Origin of the sequence: Paraburkholderia aromaticivorans, assembly GCF_002278075.1 — a bacterium.
In the GTDB taxonomy this organism is placed as follows: domain Bacteria; phylum Pseudomonadota; class Gammaproteobacteria; order Burkholderiales; family Burkholderiaceae; genus Paraburkholderia; species Paraburkholderia aromaticivorans.
This window is the reverse complement of the sequence record NZ_CP022990.1, coordinates 1,818,169-1,835,636: the sequence shown is the minus strand read 5'-3', so window position 1 is coordinate 1,835,636 and position 17,468 is coordinate 1,818,169. Positions and strand designations below refer to the sequence as shown.

Sequence of the window (17,468 nt, the reverse complement as noted above, 5' to 3'; positions counted from 1 at the left end):
GTTTCGATGCGGCTCAGTCTTTCAGACTATCGAGCAGATGTTGCTTGAGTTTGCCGAGGCGCTGATGGGTACGCGATTTTTCCTCGAGGCTCAAACCACCGAACAGCTCGACCACCCATTGCTCATGCGCGACCGCCATCTTGTCGAACGCTTTGCGGCCCGCGGGCGTCAGACACACGCTGATCGAGCGGCGGTCGTTCGGATCGGTGTCGCGCGACACCAGCCCTTCTTTTTCGAGCTGATCCGTAATGCCGGTGACGTTGCCGCCCGTCACCATCAAGCGGCGCGACAGCTCGGTCATCTTCAGGCCTTCAGGATGGCGCTCCAACTGCGCCATCAGATCGAAACGCGGCAATGTGGTGTCGAATTCGTTGCGCAAACGCTTGCGCAATTCGGCCTGCACGAGGTTGGTCGTGGTCAGCATGCGCAGCCACAGGCGCAAGCCCATGTGACTATCCGCGCCGGTGCTCATTTCGAGGTCCACGACGTTCTCCGCGGGTTTGGCGACGCCTTTGCGCGGCGGCTTCGTGTCAGCCGCCGCCGCGGGCTTCCTGATGTTCGTTGACTTGGTCACATGACTTCTCCACCGGAGATGGAAATGGATTGCCCCGTGACGGCGTCCGAGCCGGGTTGGCAAAGCCAGAGCACCGCATTGGCGACCTGCTCGGGACTCACGAAGCGATGTTGCGGATTCGAGCGAAGCAAAGTTTCGCGCGCCTGCTGTTCGGTGCGCGAGGTCTTGCTGGTGATCTGTTCAAGCGATGCGTGCAGCAGTTCCGTTTCCGTATAGCCGGGGCACACGGCGTTCACGGTGACGCCTTTGGTCGCGACTTCCAGCGCGAGCGAACGCGTGAGGCCGATCACGCCATGTTTCGCGGCGCAATAAGCGGCGACGTACGCATAACCGATCTGTCCCGCCGTGCTCGCCACGTTGACGATGCGGCCGTGACCGCGCTCGAGCATGCCGGGCAACACCGCGCGCGTGCCGAGAAAGACGCCGGTGAGGTTCACGTCCAGCATGCGCTGCCAGAGCGCCATGTCGGTGTGCGAAAACGGAGCGGCTTGCGCCTGACCTGCGTTGTTGATGAGGATATCGACCGCGCCGGCTTCACGGAACGCATTCGCGACGGAGTCTTCCTGCGTGACGTCGACGCTGAGGCAAGCCACGTCGCCCAACGCGCGGCATTTCTCGCGCTGCGCGTCGAGCCGCTGCGCGTTGCGGCCCATCAAGGTGACTCGCGCGCCGGCGCGTAGCAGGGCTTGCGCGACGGCCGCGCCAATGCCGCTGCCGCCGCCGGTGACCACGGCGTGCTGTCCGGAGAGCGTGGAATGGAGTGTGTTCACGTGGTTCCTTCAGCGCGTTGCGCGCGTTCTTGCGGCGACAAACCGGCGTTCGCGGCGGCTTGGGCGCGCTCGCGTTCGAGGTTGCGCTCGAGTTGAGATTTCGCCGCGGTGTAGGGCTTCGGCCACGTCACGTCGAAATAGCCGATCCTGGCGGCTTCGTTCAACGTCCACGCGGGATTGGCCAGATGCGGGCGAGCAATTGCGCACAGATCGGCGCGGCCTGCCGCGATGATGCTGTTCACGTGATCCGCTTCGGAGATCGCGCCCACCGCGATGGTCGCGATTCCCGCTTCGTTGCGCACGCGGTCGGCGAACGGCGTCTGGAACATGCGGCCGAATACGGGTTTTTCTTCCTTGCTGACCTGGCCGGACGACACGTCGATCATGTCGGCGCCGGCTGCCTTGAAGGCCCGGGCGATCTGGACCGCATCGTCGGGTGTCGTGCCGCCTTCGACCCAATCGTTCGCGGAGATGCGCACGGAAATCGGCTTGTCCTGCGGCCAGACCGCGCGAATCGCCTTGAAAACCCGCAGCGGGTAGCGCAGACGATTCTCCAGCGAGCCGCCGTATTCGTCAGTGCGCTGGTTGGTCAGCGGCGACAGAAAGCTCGACAGGAAATAGCCGTGCGCGCAATGCAGTTCGAGCCAGTCGAAACCCGCTTCGGCCGACATCTGTGCGGCGCGCACGAACTGCGCCTCGATTTCGCGCAACTCGTCCTGCGTGGCTTCGCGCGAATGCTGGCTGACGCCGCGCAGATATTGTTGCGGCGACGCCGAGACGAGCGGCCAGTTGCCCTGCGTAAGCGGCTGATCGATGCCCTCCCACGCGACACGTGTCGACCCTTTCGCGCCGGAATGGCCGAGCTGAATACCGATCTTCGCATCCGACTGACGATGCACGAGATCGACAATGCGCTTCCACGCGCTCAGATGCTCGGGCGCATACATGCCGGGGCATGCGGGCGTGATACGCGCTTCGGGCGAGACGCAGGTCATCTCCGTCATGACCAGCGCTGCGCCGCCCATTGCCCGGGCGCCGAGGTGCATCAGGTGATAGTCGCCCGCAATGCCGTCGACGGCCGAATATTGCGCCATGGGCGACACCACCACGCGGTTTTTCAGCGTGACGCCGCGCAAGGTGAAGGGCGTGAACATGGGCGGCACCGAATGCTTTTCCGGCGCGCGCTCGACGCCTGCGCGCCGGGCGAGCCAGTCTTCGAAGCCGGACAGATAGTTGGCGTCGCGTTCACGCAGATTTTCGTGCGAGATGCGTTGCGAGCGCGTGAGCAGCGAATACGCGAACTGTTCCGGTTCGAACGACGTATAGCGATCGACATGCTCGAACCATTCCGTCGAATTGCGCGCGGCGTTCTGAATCCGCAAGACGTCGACGCTGCGTACGTTGGTGTAATGCTGCAGCGCGGCGGCGAGATCGCCGGGATGCGCGCCGATGCTGTTGGCGAGTTCGATCGAGTCTTCGAGTGCGAGTTTGGTGCCCGAGCCGATCGAGAAGTGAGCGGTGTGCGCGGCGTCGCCCATGAGGACGACCGGCGTTTGCGTGCCGTCCGCGTTGCCGCGCCAATGGACCCACTCCTCGTTGACCACGCGCGGGAAGCGAATCCATTGCGACGAGCCGCGCAAATGCGCCGCGTTCGAGAGCAAGGGGTTGCCGTCCAGATACCTGGCGAACAGCTTTTCGCAGAAGGCGATGCTGTCCTCCTTGCTCATTTCGTCGAGGCCGGCGGCGCGCCACACGCGCTCCGGCGTTTCGACGATGAACGTGGAAGTCTGATCGTCGAAACGATAGGCATGCGCCTGGAACCAGCCGAATTCGGTTTCTTCGAAGGCGAAGGTGAAGGCGTCGAAAAGTTTTTTGGTGCCCAGCCAGACGAAGCGGCAATCGCGCATGTCGACGGCGGGGCGATAGGTTGCGGCGTACTTTTGACGGATCGCACTGTTGGCGCCGTCGCAGGCGATGATCAGATCGGCTTTGTAGACGCTGTCGTCCGTGACCTGGGTTTCGAAGACCAGCTTCACGCCGAGTTCTTCGCAGCGCGCTTGCAGGATGTTCAGCAGACGTTTGCGGCCGATGCCGCAAAAGCCGTGACCCGATGAGCGGATCTGCCGGCCGCGGAAATTGATTTCGATGTCGTCCCAGTGATTGAACGCGTCGAGGATCGCATCGGCGCTGGGGGCGTCGGCGGCGCGCAGATTGCCGAGGGTCTGGTCGGAGAAGACGACGCCCCAGCCGAAGGTGTCATAGGGACGGTTGCGCTCGACCACCGTGACGTCATGGGCCGGGTTGCGGCCCTTCATCAACAGACCGAAGTACAACCCGGCCGGGCCGCCGCCGATACAAACGATGCGCATGCTTGTTCCCCAAATGTGAACGCTGCCGATGGGGATAATTTAGGTTTATATAGTTTAGATGTCAAGTAAATGTGGGTGAGGGCCCGTGTCGATGGGGTTGAGCTGGCGCGAGAGAATAAAGTCGGTCAGCGACGATGAAGTTGGTCCGAGCAATGGTTCGGCATGCGTCAGGGAGACCAACCGGCGGCCGTGGGGAGCGAGACGCAGACGGGGTCTTCATCGCGAGGCATCTTGAATCCGTCCTGTAGTGGCTGCTGTCTCCTGACTTGCTCTCAAGGGTGGCGTGCATCTGCTGGTGAGGCCGTGGCCGGCGATTCAGCCGAGATCGACGTTCAGGGCGAAGTCCCATGTGCCGGCGCCGTTTTTGGCCACGCCGATCATCATCAGGCCGAGCGCCTCCAGCGTCTGGGCCATCTGCAAGCCGCCGACATCAAACGGACGCAGCCCGAGACTTTCGAGGAAGGTCGAGACGCGGGCCTTCGCCTTCGCATCGTCGGCTGCGATGAACGCGTCGAGGCGTCCACCTTTGGCAAGTACGTGACCGAAGATGGTATTGAAGGCCTTCACCACGTGCGCGCTGGCGGGGATGCGCTTGGCGGTCTCCTGCGCAGCGGAACTGCCGGGCGGGGTCACGAGGCCCGAAAGGTCGGGGGCAACCGGGTTGGCGATGTCGATGATCACCTTGCCGTCGAGCGCTTCCCCAAAGTCGGCCACGACCGCCGCCGCGCTGGCGTACGGCACGGCGAGGATGACGATGTCGCCCGCCGGCGCGGCGCCGTACTTTCCTGTGATCGCTCCGGACGCGAGCTGGTCGGCCAGTGCCTGCGCCTTTGCGTTATCGCGGCTGATCACCTCGACAATCTGTCCAGCCGTGGCGACACGGCCAGCGATCGCAGTGGCCATCCCTCCTGATCCGATAATGCTGATAGTGCTCATGTGCAGTTCCTCGTTAGTTGGGGCATTGCTGTCCGCCGGGCTCGTTCTGAGCCGGCTCTCTACCGTCAGCCGTGTTCAGCCGGCGGGGAAATAATGACCGTTGCCCATGTCCTCGAGCAGGCCTGGCTGAGCAGGCTCCCAGCCGAGAGCCTTGCGCGTGATGGCGCTGGACGCCGGGAAGTCGCCCGTGACCACAGCCGAGAGGAACCCGAAGTAGCCCGGCACCATCAGTTCGTCAGCGGGAATGCTCACAGCGGGCACGCCCAGGCGAGCGGCGATGGCCTCGGCAATCTCGCGCAACCGGATACCCTCGTCGGCAACCGCGTGCCAGGTCTTGCCGGCAGAACCTTTCTCCAATGCCAGGCGGAACAAAGAGGCCAGATCGCGGATGTGCACCGCGGGCCACCGGTTCTCGCCGTCTCCGGGGTAGCCGATGACGCCCTTCTCCTTCGCAAGCCCGATCAGCATCTGGAGGAAGCCGACGCGATCGGCCGTGCTGTGTGCGATGAGGGGAATCCGCACGACCGACGACCGCACGCCTTGCTCGGCAAGGCCAACGACAGCGGTCTCCACGACGTTGCGGGCCCGCAGGGTGCCTGCGTCCAGGGGCCTGGCAGGAAGGGCGGGGTCATCCTCTGTCGCGGGTCGGCCCAGGCTGACCGGTGCGACGATAGGGGCCTCCCGACCCACGTTCGTGGGTGCGCCGATGCTGCCTGCAACGACCAGCGGTTTTCCGGTCCCCGCCAGCGCCTCGCCGAAAGCGAGCACGATTGCGAGCTCCGAACCGGCTAAGGCGGCGATCCCACCGGCCTGAAGCAGGTCGGCCCGGTATCCGACGTGGATGACGCCGTCGGACCCGGCCGCTGCCGCCTTGAGTCCATCGAGGTCGCCAAGATCCCCACGACGCGCTTTGGCGCCGAGAGCGGACACCGCAGCGGCCGACTCGTCCGTTCGGGCCAAGGCGGTGACCTCGTGGCCGGCCGCGACGAGGTCGCGGATGACGTGCGAACCGGCGTGGCCGGTCCCGCCAGTGATGAAAACGTGCATGTAACTGTCCTTTTGATTAGGTGAGAAGTGGTGGTACCCGTGCGCTCAGCCGGGAAGGCCGATACCGAGTGAGAAGTTGGTGTGGTTGACGGAGTGGGTGACGAGGCGCAGCGTCAGCAGAGCGGCGTGCTCCAGCGTCCGCGCCATGGGCAGCAGCCCGGTATCCATCGGGCGCAGTCCGAGGCTCTCGATGAACGCCGAGACGCGTCCCTTGGCCCGCGCGTCGCCCCCGGCGAGGAACACGTCCACCGGGTTGCCTCCGCCTGGACGGGCAGCCAGTACGTGAGAGAACTGGGTATTGAACGCCTTGACGACGTCCGCATTGGCGGGGGCGACCTTGACGATCTCCTGCGCGCCGAAACTGTCCTCAGGGATCACAAAGCCCTTGAAGTCGGCGTCGATGGGATTGGTGATGTCGACGAGGAGCTTGCCTGCCAGCTCCTCGCCGTACTGCTTCACCACGTCGAGAACGGCTGCGTAGGGGACCGCCAGGATAACGATGTCCCCGGCCGGGGCGGCGCCGAACGTTCCTGTCGTCGCGCCGGCTCCGAGTTGCCCGACCAGCGTCCGCGCCTTGACGGCGTCGCGACTCGTCACCTCGACGGTGTGTCCGGCCCTGACGGCGAGGCCGCCGATCGTTGCGGCCATGCCACCTGCGCCAATGACGCTGATAGTGCTCAAGTGCAGTCCCCCTGTGAGCTGGTTGGTGTTCGCATTCTCTAAAGGTCATGCTAACCACATTACTTGCAAATAACAAGTAAACATGAAAATTAACTTGCGTCATGCAAGCGATGTTAGGATCTAGTTATGAAGACGACATCTAAAGAGGACGTTCGGTCCCATTGCGCAGTGAACTACGGTGTGGAGATCTTCGGCGACCGGTGGTCGCTCCTGATCATTCGCGACATCGTTTTTGTTGGCAAAAAGACGTATGGCGAGTTCCTGAAATCGGAAGAGGGAATCGCGACCAATGTTCTTGCTTCCCGCCTTGCCTTTCTTGAGGAGCAGGGAATTCTCTCGAGAGCGCCTAGCCCCGCCGACGGGCGCAAGGACTTCTACACTCTGACCGAGAAGGGCCTCGACCTCATTCCAATCATGTTTAATATAGTCATTTGGAGTGCGAAGTATGACTCGAAGTCGTACGTGCGCCAAAGCAAGGAGTTTTTTGCTCGATTAAGTCGAAGTCCCATGCAAGTGAGCGAAGAGGTGAAGGCGCTGGTCCGCAATGGCGGGTGTGTCTTTCCTGTGAGCAAGGAATGAGCAAGTGAAGCCGCCATCAAGGTCGCATCCACTCCAGCGGCTGTTCAGGGTCCGAAAGGCTCGGTGATTGACAGCACGAGTCGGCACATTCGCCGTTGGAACAGTGCGAGCGACCGTGGAGCAGCTTAATGTCGTGCCACTGATACCGGGCGCGTGACTGCCACCCGCAATCCCGCAATGGCGGTTGCTTGCGACGAATGGCTGAGCACCTGCCTGTCGTCAGGTCGACAGGCGCAACTGCAAAACGTTCGGCCGTTATCACCGGGAAAGGTAAGCGGCAATCACGCCTGCGGGCGCTTTGTCGAATTGGTAGAACTCACGAGCCGTGGTGCACAGGATCGTATCGACGAGTGACGGCTCAAGACCCAGGTCCAGCAAAGTGGAGAGGGTCTTGCCGTAGTCCGTGATCTCTTCATATTGCGTGTGCGGCCAGTCGCTGCCCCACATGAGGCGTTCCGGGCCGAATGCATTGATGAGCTGGTCGGTAGCATCATGCACAAAACCGGCGACCGGATTCGCACAGCGGTAAGCTCCCGAAAGCTTCACCCATACGCGGCCCGAACGCCCGGTCTTCAGCAGGTTCCTGAAGCCCGGATCGCTTGTTCCGCTGTGTGGGTCCGGGCGGCCGAAATGGTCAACCACGACGGCCAAGCCGGCATCCACGAGAGCATTGACGAGGGGCGGCAGGTCCGACGCGGCCCTGTGCAATTCAACATGCCAGCCGAGTTTCGACAATTGCCGCCATAGCCTCGTGTAAGGCGCTGCATTGATGTCCGGGAGCGGTTGCCCGACGAGGTTCAGGCGCACCCCGGTAATACCCTGGTCGTTCAATTGCGTCAGGTCGTCTTCCGAAATATCCGGGGATACGACCGCTACACCGCGCAATCTGGTTCGGTCCGTCGCCAGGGCTTGCAGGAGATGGCTGTTGTCGTTGCCGAGAAAGCTCGGTTGCACGAGGACTGCGTTGTCAATATTGCTGTCATCGAGCAGCTTTCGGTACGTGTCGATGGTCGCGTTATAGTCGGGTGCATAGCGCCGACCGTCCGCGAGCGGGAGTGTTCTTGTGAACACGTGCGCATGAGTGTCGATGCGTGCCAACCGAGGCCTCGCATTCGAAGTAGGCTGATTCATCGTTGGCCCCGCGAATGGTCGAGTGCGAATTCGGCGTCGGCGGGAGGCTGCGATGTCTGTTCAACGCCAGAGGGTTGCAGTCGCTTGCTACGCGTCTCGGGAATGAGCAGCACGGCGATCATCGCCAGTCCGTATGCGATTGCCGCATCGATACCAATGGCTGCCCCCAGCGACATTGAATGACTCATGTACCCGACCAGCACCGGAAAACCTGCCGAGGCGATACGCCCGAAGTTGTAGCAGAAGCCGACGCCCGCGCCTCGCATGTCCGCGGGATAGAGTTCGTTGAACAGTGCGCCGAGGCTCGCCGGAATGCCGGCGGCAAAAAAGCCGAGCGGAAAGCCCAGAACGAGCATTTCCGTGTTGCTCAACGGCAGCATCACGTAAGCCAGCACCGTGACAATGCATGAGAAGGCAAAGAAGGCGATGTTGCGACGGCGGCCAATGCGGTCGAGCAGGTAGGCGCTTGCCATGCAGCCGCACCAGAACGCCACGATAACGACAGCCAGGTATCCGCCCGTATTCAGCACCGACAGATGCCGCTCCTTGGAGAGGAAGGTCGGCAGCCAGGTCATGATGGCGTAGTAGCCGCCGTGGGCGCCTGTGCCCAGGATCGCGCCGATAACGGTGGTCTTGATGACGCGCGGCTGAAATACCTGCGCGATTTGCGTCCACACGGAAACAGTCGGTTCAGCGGAAGCCGGCGCGGTTCGCGCCGGTTCGCGAAGATGGCGGCGCACGTAAAGAACGAGAAGCGCCGGCAGAAGGCCGACCCCGAACATGACACGCCACGCTGTGTCCGACGGCAACCATGAAAAGGCTGCTGCGTATAGAAGCACGGCACCGGCCCAGCCGACCGCCCACGCGCTCTGCACGGCCCCCATGGCCTTGCCACGATGTTCCGTGCGGATCGTCTCCGCCATCAGCACGGCACCGGCTGCCCACTCTCCACCAAACCCGAATCCCTGCAAGGCCTTCAGGACCAGCAGTTGAGGAAAACTTTGGGCAAACGCACAGAGAAAGGTGAACCCTGCAAACCAGAGAATCGTCATCTGCAATGTCCGCACACGCCCGATCCTGTCCGACAGGGCGCCCGCCAGCCAGCCACCCAGGGCCGACGACACCAATGTCACGCCACTGATTGCACCCGCCTGCGTATGGTCGATGCCATAAGACGCAATGATGGCCGGGATTGCCAGGGTGAACATTTGTACATCGAGCGCATCGAGACCCCAGCCGGCGAAACATCCCCAGAAGGTGCTGCGTTCAAGAGGCGTCCCTCTTTTGTACCAGGTGAGCATCGGCTGTCTCCACAAAAAGATGATTCATGTATTCATATATATGACTATATGTTAAACCCGTCTGGTCGGTTGTCATTGAGGATTTACCCTTGCGGGACAGATGTTGTAAAGTGGGTATTCCTGTGAACAACTATATGAATCATGGATATGCAAGCGTTCTCGGGCAAACCGGATGATCGACTGCCTCGATACCAGCAGATGCGCGACGACCTGGTGCGCCGCCTCGCGCAGGGCGAGTGGGCGCCGGACACGGCGATCGCCACGGAGGCTGAACTGGGACAGTTCTATAACGTATCGACCGGCACGGTCCGTAAAGCCATTGATCTCCTGGTGGCCGACGGCGTGCTTACCCGCACTCAGGGCAAAGGCACGTTCGTCCGGCGTCCGCGCTTCGATTCGTCGTTGTTCCGATTTTTCCGGTTCAAATCGGTTGACGGCAAGCCGGTCCGGCCGACGGCAAAGGTGCTCAGACGCGAGATCGTGAAGCCGAACGAGGCGATTCGCTCAACCTTGCAGTTGAAGGGGAGCGACAAGACCATTCATCTTTCCCGCGTGCGGCTCATTGAAGGGCGGCCTGTTTTATCGGAAGAAATATGGCTCCCGCGAAATCGTTTCGAAGCGCTGACGGGTCTGCGCCTCGGCGACTTCGAGGACTTGCTGTATCCGCTCTACGAGCGGCTTTGCCGCCAGATCGTGGCGTCCGCCACCGAGATTCTGAACGTCGAACAGGCCACTGAAGATGATGCGGCGCTGCTGGGTATCGATGTCGGCAGCCCGGTCATCCTCGTGCAACGCGTGGCAGCGGATTTTGCCGGGACGCCCATCGAGTGGCGTACCACTCGCGGCGCCGCCTCCGGGTTCCAGTATCAGGTCGATATTCGCTGAAAACACGATCGCCGCCGCCCGGCTAATGCAGTCATCGCCTTACCGCGCTCGGCCGGCGCCCTGCCAGGCCGGAGGCGGCATTTTCGCTCGCCAGCCGGCTCCGACATGCGGCATCACCATCTACCAGCGCATCGCCCCCTCCATGCATGAGTCCGGGTTAGACCTCATTGCAATGCCGTGCAAAACATACAAACATATATATGACTATATCAATTGGCTTGTCTTCGTCTGGCTGAAGGTTTCTGGTTCAAAACAGTCGAGCGTGAGCGGCCACGGACCCCGGAATGAAAATGTCTACCTCCGCGACACGCGAGCAGCAAGTGATGAGGAAAATGGCATGGCGGCTGATGCCGCTGTTGATTGTCATGTTTCTTATCGCGTTCATCGACCGCCAGAACGTCGGCTTCGCCAAACTGGAAATGGTGCAGGCTCTTGGCATGACGGAAGCGGCCTACGGCCTCGGCGCGTCGTTGTTCTTCATCGGGTATCTGCTGTTCGAGGTGCCCAGCACGCTAGCCCTGCATCGCTTCGGCGCCCGCACCTGGCTCGCGCGCATCATGATGACGTGGGGCATCGTCACCGTGCTGATGGCCTTCACAAAATCGCTTCCTGTCTTCTACTCGTTTCGCTTTGCATTGGGTGTCGCTGAAGCGGGTTTCTATCCTGGCGTCATTTACTACCTGACGCAGTGGTTTCCCCAGAGCGCGCGGACTCGTGTGCTCGGTCTGTTCACGCTCGGCAGTTCACTGGCCAATATGCTAGGCTCCCTGGTGGGTGGCCTGCTCCTCTCTTTGGGCGGCACATTCGGCATGGCGGGTTGGCAGTGGGTCTTCCTTGCCACCGGTATTCCGGCAATCCTGATTGCCGTGGTCGCGCTGAAGTACCTGCCAAGCTCGGTGAAGGAAGCAAACTTTCTTTCGCAAGAGGAAAAGGACCTCGTACTCTCGGCGCTCGAGCGCGAAGCCTCGCCTGAAGCGAAAGGATCCAGGCCTTGGGCCGCCTTGCTTGACCCCAAGGTCATTATGTTTGCAGCGACCTACATGCTGATGTCCACGTCGCTGTATGGCGTTACGTACTGGATGCCCACATTGGTGAAAAGCTGGGGTGCTTCGTCGAGCGCAAACGGGTTGCTGAACATGATTCCATGGGCACTGGCGACGCTTTTACTGCTGTGGCTTCCCGGCAAGCTCAAACGCGAACAGGTGGTGTTGAAAGCAATGGTCGTCATTGCCGGCATTGGCGTGGTTTGCTTCGCATCGAGCCTCGTCCTGCCGACGGTGGCATGGCGTTTCGTTGCCCTTTGTCTGGGCGGCGCCTGTATTCCGCTGTTATACCCGTGCTTCTGGTCGCTTCCCCCGCGCTTCTTCTCTGGCGCTCGAGCCGCGGCGAGTGTCGCCGCCATCAACTGCATCGGCAATCTTGGTGGGTTCTTCGGGCAGAACCTGATGCCGTACGTCGGGAAAGTGACCAACAGTCACGTTGCGCCTATGCTTGTTCCCACTGCATGCCTGTTTGCTCTCGCGATCGGGACCGCGATTGCGTGGACGCTTACGGGTCACCGCAGACGCGTTCGCGCGACCGGCGGACAGATTGACGCTGCGTGACGGCGCTCACCTGCGGCAAACTTTATTACGGCGGCGGCCAAGAGAGCGCCGCCGTCGTCTCATTCGCCGTTCCCTGACGGACGTGTCATCGACCTCGTCCAGGTTGCAGACGATGGCACGGCATCTCCCTGTATGGAAAGCCCGATAGCGGGCCAATCGACTCCCGTGCTTCGTTGACAAGCGTCAAGAAAAGGTCCCTCCTGGCATGTAGCCTTGTAGTGGACGATCGCCACACGCGCTTCGTCGAGATTCCGCACGCTATAGGGAGGAAATATGAAAACGCTTCTAGTTGCGACCGCTGTTGGTATCGGTGTCGCGTTGACGTCCCCGGTTCTGCAAGCTGCATCCAGGGACACGGCTACCCCACCGAGCAGTTCGAAAACGCCACCCTCCAGCGCCGCTGAATTCGACAGGAATCTGGCCCAGCTTCAGGAGCAAATGAAAACAATGCAAGCGCAGATGGAGCAGATTCGTAAGACTCAAGACCCCCAGGAACGCGAGAAGCTACTCCAGCGGCATTGGGCCACGATGCAAAGCGCGATGACAGTCATGCACGGCATGTGGGGCCCGGGGATGATGGGTCATGGAATGGGCCCGGGAGTGATGGGTGGCGCCGGTCCCGGGATGATGGGGGGCTGGGGGCATATGGGCGGCTATTACTCACACCTGACGCCCGAGCAACTGCGCCAACGTCAATACATGACTGACCAATACCTGCGGATGCAGCAGGAGATGATGAACAACATGATGTTGCAACAGCAATACCGGATGGGGCCACCGCCTGCCGGAACACAGTAGACTACTGAAGAATCGATCGCGGACGACCTCTCAACCTTAAAGGGGCGCCCACTGCAGGAGCGGCCACGAGCGGCATTTTTTTCGGCTACAAAGCATCTGACAGGCGCGGTATCGATTCAGATGCGCGCGCGTCACCGCCCGGCTTGAGGCCAGCATTCGGCCAACTCGCTCCGAGCTCTGAGTATCAGTACATTCGGACTTCTGCCGTACCAACCAGCCCCGACAAACACCACGAACCGCGACACGTGCAGACCGATACCACCGAGCGCTACGGTACGCTCCGTCAAATTCCGCGCGGCATCTGGATGCTCGGTTTCGTGAGCATGTTCATGGACATCTCGTCGGAAATCATCCACAGCCTTCTGCCGATGTTCCTCGTGACGAGTCTGGGTGCGAGCGCCGTGATGGTCGGTTTGATCGAAGGCTTCGCCGAGGCTGCAGCGCCGATCGTGAAGGTGTTTTCGGGCGTGCTGAGCGACTACCTCGGCAACCGCAAGTGGCTTGCTGTGGTGGGATACGGCCTGGGCACACTGAGCAAGCCGCTATTTGCGCTCGCGCCCACGGCCGGGTTCGTGCTGACCGCTCGTGTCGTCGACCGCATCGGAAAGGGCATTCGAGGGGCGCCGCGCGACGCGCTCGTGGCGGACATCACCCCCGCGCATCTCCGTGGCGCGGCTTATGGCCTCCGGCAGTCTCTTGACACGGTCGGCGCGCTTCTCGGGCCACTGTTTGCGGTCGGGTTGATGCTGCTGTGGGCCAATAACTTCCGCCTGGTGTTCTGGATCGCGATGGTGCCGGGGCTCTTTGCCGTTGCGCTATTGGCTTGCGGTATCAGGGAACCCGAGCGGCAGCCGGATACGAAACGCGTCAATCCGGTCACGCGCGACAACCTGAAGAAACTCTCGGCCGCATACTGGTGGGTGGTCGGCGTCGGCGCGGTCTTCACGCTCGCGCGGTTCAGTGAAGCCTTTCTTGTGCTCCGCGCTATGCAAGCCGGCGTTCCGGTAGCGCTGGTCCCCCTCGTCATGGTCACCATGAATGTCGTGTACGCGCTTTCAGCGTATCCGTTCGGGAAACTGGCCGACTCGATGAGCCACACAAAGTTGCTGTCCGTGGGCCTCGTCGTGCTCATTGCGTCGGACATCGTGCTCGCGCACGGCACCTCCTGGCCAGTCGTGATAATCGGCGTGGCGCTTTGGGGGCTGCATATGGGGCTGACGCAGGGTCTCCTCGCGACCATGGTGGCGCGTTCGGCGCCGCCGGAACTGAAAGGCACTGCCTTCGGTTTCTTCAACCTGATGAGCGGGTTGGCGATGCTCGTTGCGAGCGTCGTGGCCGGCGAACTCTGGGAGCGACTCGGCGCCAGCACGACGTTTTACGCCGGGGCGGGATTCTGTATCGCGACGCTGTTTGCGCTGGCCATCAGCAGAACGACCACCGCCACGACGCTCGGGGGTAAAACGTGAAGCCGCGCCTGCCCGTTTGAGCGCATTGGCTGGCGGCGGGCGGCTTAGGCGACTCAGTCGTCGTCGTCATGACGATGGTGTTCCCATCCGCGATGGCGACCGTGGTCATGCCACCGGCGACCGTCGCCGTAATCCTGGTCGTAGCGATATCCGTAGCCGTAGCCATAGACGGGGGCGGGTGCATAGACCACTGGCGGCGGAGCCTCGTACACGACGGGGGGCGGCGCGGCATAGACGGGTCCCGGCACGCCCAGAAACACGCCAATGTCCGCGTGCGCGAGAGCCGCGCTGGATGCGCACGCAGCGGATATGCCGACTGCCAGAAAAAGGGTAGCGCGTTTCATGGAGTTCTCCTGTTCTGCCCACTTCCGACGGATGCCAGACAATGGCGAAGTGACGCGGATTTTAGGCGTGACACGCGGCCGCAGGTGCGGCTGAAATGTCAATTCTGTAACCGGCAGTAAGCTGCTTGGGATACTGCCGGCGCTGATCGTGATTACGACGTGCTCAGCGTGTCGCCGGAGACATGGACGCGCTCACCCACCTGCACCGGCGGCTGCGTCGAGTAATTGAAATTGCGGTAGCTGCCGTCCTGCATTCTTACCTGCACCTGGTAGCTCGTCGCCTTGCGCACCGCATGCTCGATGCCGTTACCCGCCAGTCCGCCGCCTACCGCGCCTGCAATCGTGGCCAGAACGCGACCGCGTCCGCCTCCCACCTGATTTCCCAACAGACCGCCGGCGACAGCTCCGCCCACGGCTCCGAGACCCGTGGTCGGTTCGGCTTCCTGCACCGCATTGACGGCCACCACTTCGCCCGCATTCGGGTCGACGGCAACCGGCCTTGGGGCGGGTTGTGCCAGGCTCTGATAGCTATTGTCGTTCGCATACCTCGGAGCCTGCTCGACCGTCGCGCTGCGGTGATGAGGGACGCGGGGTTGCGCTGCCGTGCCCTCACGCGTGACGCGTTGCTCCGCAGCAGGTTGCGGTGAAGTCGCAGGGGCGCTTGGAATTTGGGCGGCCACCGGTGCAACTGGCGTCGACGGCGCGGTCGTTGCGCGCGAGGTCGGCAGAATGCCGGTCATTGCAGCAATGCCTGTCGCACTCGCCAGGATGACGGCCACGGCCGCCCCGGCAACCAGCGGGTGAATACGATTGCGTTGCGGCAGATTGGGTGTGAGGTTGGTGTTCATCTCGCGCTCCGTTGACGTGTGTCAGCAAGAACGCGGGAGCTGACAAACCGGTGGACATAAAGTCCGCAAGATTTGTAAGCACTTGTAGCATTTTCCGATCGCCGTTCAGGCTCGGGTGTTCTTCAAAACTCGCGAAACTACGTGGCAAGGGTCCATCACCAACGGGCAGCGATGGACGGCCAGGCGAAAGGGCTGTGCTCTGCCAGCGTACAGAGCATAGCCCGCAGTGCTAGAAGCGCTCCCGATCGAACTCCGGCAGCGCACGCGTTCCCTCAATCGCGACCGAGTGCAGCAATTCAGGGTTCAGATCGAGCAAACGCAAAATCGTCGGCGCAACCTGCGTGGTCAGGACATGCTCGTCGTTCATCCGTCCAGCGTGATGGGCGTGAGGCACGTAGATCACCAGTCCGAGATGGCTGTCGTCGGGAGCGTTGCCGCCGTGCTCTTCGTCCTTGGTCTTGCTCGAGGTATAGATGACCCCCGGGTTCGGCTGGACGACGATGTCAGGCGTGCGTCCACCCGCAGGATCGCCGAACCGGCCACTCAACTGCGGGCCGTACAGAATGTACGCCTGCGGGCCGTCCGCGCAAATGCCGGGAGCGTTGCAACCCAGGTTGTCTTTCAAGGATTTCACCACCGCGGGCAGTTGGCTTTGATCGCGCAACCAGATCAGGCCGACGTCGTCGGTCTGCACGAAACCCGTACCGACAAGGCCCGTTCCGTCATTGAGGTTGCCGCTCTTCGTACTGTTCTGCCCGAAGTTGCCGTTCGGATCCAGATAGTTGTTTGCTTCAAGCAGTTTTGAGAGCGTGTCGCCGTTCTTGATCAGCTTCGAATGATCGGTCGGGGATTGCCCGTGCTTCGCCGTGACGATGATCGCTGTCGACGAATAGAGGTTGCGCTGCTTCAGTTCGGAAACGATGCGGCCCAAGGCGCTGTCCAGATAGGCAATGGCGTTGGTGACCTGTGGCCCCGGCGTGAAACTCGCATCCAGATAGCCTCCGCCAGCGGCGACTGTCGCCTTCTGGGCGACGCTCAAGGTCTGGAAGTTGGTTCCAAAGACGGTGGGCACCTCTGCGCTGGATTGACCCGTCGAATCCTTGCCGTCGATCTCATTGATCAACGACTGCACGTGGAGATTGTCGAACTGCTCCGTGTGCGTGTAGACGTCGGTGTAGTTCGTGTTCGTAGCCGGATCAATCGAATTGATCTCGGTGCGCGAAAGATCGTCGACGCCCGTGCCGGACGGTCCATTGAGCCAGTCGTAGCCCCATGCGTGTTTGTCGGCCCAGGCGGTGCGCGCGCCTTTCACGTTGCGTTTGACCACTTCGAAGATCGTGTTGGTCTTCACATAATTGTGCGGATAGACGGGCGTACAGATGCCGTTGACCAAAGCATGCGGGATGGCCTGCGGATTGAACGCGCCGCCACCATCGAGATGCGTCAATGCGCCGCCGTTCTCGCCGTCGATACCGGTGGTCTCGTCGAATACGACGTTCCAGCCTTGCTTGCCGGTGCAATTGGTATCGGACGGCGCGTACAGCGTGCGGTCATAAGACACGTCGTAGAACAGGCCTGCGGATTTGGGCGAACCGCCGGTCACGAGCGCCGCAAGGCCGGGGAATGAATCCGACAGGCCTGGCGTGTGTGCGTTGGTGTAAGTCGTTCCCGACCGGGCCAGCAACGCAAGATTCGGGCATGCATTGGAACCGATACAACGTGCGACGTCCTGCTCATGCAAACCATCGAAGCTGATCAGCAGTACACGCTTCACCGATTCATGCTGGTGATCGCGGTCGTGGTCTTCGGCTGCTGCCGCTCCCATCGAGTACAGCCCGGCAAGCACGACAGCGCCCACGCTGGCGGCGACTCGCTTACGTTTCCCTATCCTGATCGTCATCATTTCCCGTCCTTTTTCACGTTGTCATGAAATATCTGGTAACCGGGGAATGAATGTGCAGTTCGATTGAGTCGTCAAGATGAAGCGGCGCTTTCGATTACCTGACTCAGCGAGGCGCCGATCCATGGTCTAAAAAAATACGTGTTCAAGCCTGTTCGTTAAGGTTTCCATAAGAATTCGATGGTGCAATGAAATGTTGGGCTGCAATCATCCACCGTCGGTGGCCTGTGCCTGC

At 61.6% G+C, this 17,468-nt stretch carries 16 protein-coding genes; 5 read left to right on the top strand and 11 right to left on the bottom strand.

Features of this window, described 5'->3' with window-relative positions:
* Positions 1-13: 13 nt before the first annotated feature.
* From CJU94_RS27885 to CJU94_RS27860, 6 genes are all read right to left on the bottom strand, one after another.
* Entirely contained in the window at positions 14-574 is a 561-nt protein-coding gene (locus CJU94_RS27885) for a MarR family winged helix-turn-helix transcriptional regulator (RefSeq protein WP_095421841.1), read from the bottom strand.
* Positions 571-1,344 carry an SDR family NAD(P)-dependent oxidoreductase gene (locus CJU94_RS27880; RefSeq protein ID WP_095421840.1) on the bottom strand — a complete coding sequence of 258 codons (774 nt, stop codon included), beginning with the start codon at positions 1,342-1,344 and terminating at the stop codon, positions 571-573. Before CJU94_RS27880 ends, CJU94_RS27885 begins: the two co-directional genes overlap by 4 nt.
* The gene (locus CJU94_RS27875) at positions 1,341-3,713 is read right to left on the bottom strand and encodes a bifunctional salicylyl-CoA 5-hydroxylase/oxidoreductase (RefSeq protein WP_095421839.1); all 2,373 of its coding nucleotides are present in this window, start codon (positions 3,711-3,713) and stop codon (positions 1,341-1,343) included. Before CJU94_RS27875 ends, CJU94_RS27880 begins: the two co-directional genes overlap by 4 nt.
* Positions 3,714-4,028: 315 nt before the next feature.
* Positions 4,029-4,649 (bottom strand): NADPH-dependent F420 reductase, encoded by a 621-nt coding sequence (locus CJU94_RS27870; RefSeq protein ID WP_095421838.1) that lies wholly within the window; start codon positions 4,647-4,649, stop codon positions 4,029-4,031.
* A 75-nt stretch (positions 4,650-4,724) separates the two neighbouring features.
* The gene (locus tag CJU94_RS27865) at positions 4,725-5,696 is read right to left on the bottom strand and encodes an SDR family oxidoreductase (protein ID WP_095421837.1); all 972 of its coding nucleotides are present in this window, start codon (positions 5,694-5,696) and stop codon (positions 4,725-4,727) included.
* Between the two features lie 45 nt (positions 5,697-5,741).
* Positions 5,742-6,377: an NADPH-dependent F420 reductase gene (locus CJU94_RS27860; protein ID WP_095421836.1), complete on the bottom strand. Its 636-nt coding sequence runs from the start codon at positions 6,375-6,377 to the stop codon at positions 5,742-5,744.
* A 126-nt stretch (positions 6,378-6,503) separates the two neighbouring features.
* On the opposite strand from CJU94_RS27860, the gene CJU94_RS27855 reads away from it, so the two are divergent.
* Complete coding sequence (locus CJU94_RS27855) at positions 6,504-6,956, top strand: winged helix-turn-helix transcriptional regulator (RefSeq protein WP_095421835.1); 453 nt, start codon at positions 6,504-6,506, stop codon at positions 6,954-6,956.
* A gap of 258 nt (positions 6,957-7,214) precedes the next feature.
* Here CJU94_RS27855 and CJU94_RS27850 read toward each other — a convergent pair whose 3' ends face one another.
* Together CJU94_RS27850 and CJU94_RS27845 are read right to left on the bottom strand one after the other, a co-directional pair.
* Positions 7,215-8,054 (bottom strand): amidohydrolase family protein, encoded by an 840-nt coding sequence (locus tag CJU94_RS27850; protein WP_244220999.1) that lies wholly within the window; start codon positions 8,052-8,054, stop codon positions 7,215-7,217.
* Positions 8,055-8,083: 29 nt separating this feature from the next.
* Positions 8,084-9,388 (bottom strand): MFS transporter, encoded by a 1,305-nt coding sequence (locus CJU94_RS27845; RefSeq protein ID WP_095421833.1) that lies wholly within the window; start codon positions 9,386-9,388, stop codon positions 8,084-8,086.
* Positions 9,389-9,529: 141 nt separating this feature from the next.
* On the opposite strand from CJU94_RS27845, the gene CJU94_RS27840 reads away from it, so the two are divergent.
* The 4 genes from CJU94_RS27840 (at position 9,530) to CJU94_RS27825 (ending at position 14,141) form a co-directional block, all read left to right on the top strand.
* Complete coding sequence (locus CJU94_RS27840; RefSeq protein ID WP_095421832.1) at positions 9,530-10,273, top strand: GntR family transcriptional regulator; 744 nt, start codon at positions 9,530-9,532, stop codon at positions 10,271-10,273.
* Between the two features lie 290 nt (positions 10,274-10,563).
* A complete protein-coding gene (locus tag CJU94_RS27835; protein WP_095421831.1) occupies positions 10,564-11,877 on the top strand; it encodes an MFS transporter in 1,314 nt (437 codons plus the stop codon).
* A gap of 273 nt (positions 11,878-12,150) precedes the next feature.
* Positions 12,151-12,675 carry a hypothetical protein gene (locus tag CJU94_RS27830; protein WP_095421830.1) on the top strand — a complete coding sequence of 175 codons (525 nt, stop codon included), beginning with the start codon at positions 12,151-12,153 and terminating at the stop codon, positions 12,673-12,675.
* Positions 12,676-12,920: 245 nt separating this feature from the next.
* A complete protein-coding gene (locus CJU94_RS27825; protein WP_095421829.1) occupies positions 12,921-14,141 on the top strand; it encodes an MFS transporter in 1,221 nt (406 codons plus the stop codon).
* A 53-nt stretch (positions 14,142-14,194) separates the two neighbouring features.
* Here CJU94_RS27825 and CJU94_RS27820 read toward each other — a convergent pair whose 3' ends face one another.
* The 3 genes from CJU94_RS27820 to CJU94_RS27810 form a co-directional block, all read right to left on the bottom strand.
* On the bottom strand, positions 14,195-14,485 hold the full coding sequence (locus tag CJU94_RS27820; protein ID WP_095421828.1) for a hypothetical protein: 291 nt from the start codon (positions 14,483-14,485) through the stop codon (positions 14,195-14,197).
* 152 nt (positions 14,486-14,637) lie between these two features.
* Entirely contained in the window at positions 14,638-15,333 is a 696-nt protein-coding gene (locus tag CJU94_RS27815; protein ID WP_095421827.1) for a glycine zipper 2TM domain-containing protein, read from the bottom strand.
* Between the two features lie 229 nt (positions 15,334-15,562).
* Positions 15,563-17,236: an alkaline phosphatase family protein gene (locus CJU94_RS27810; RefSeq protein WP_095421826.1), complete on the bottom strand. Its 1,674-nt coding sequence runs from the start codon at positions 17,234-17,236 to the stop codon at positions 15,563-15,565.
* Positions 17,237-17,468: the final 232 nt, after the last annotated feature.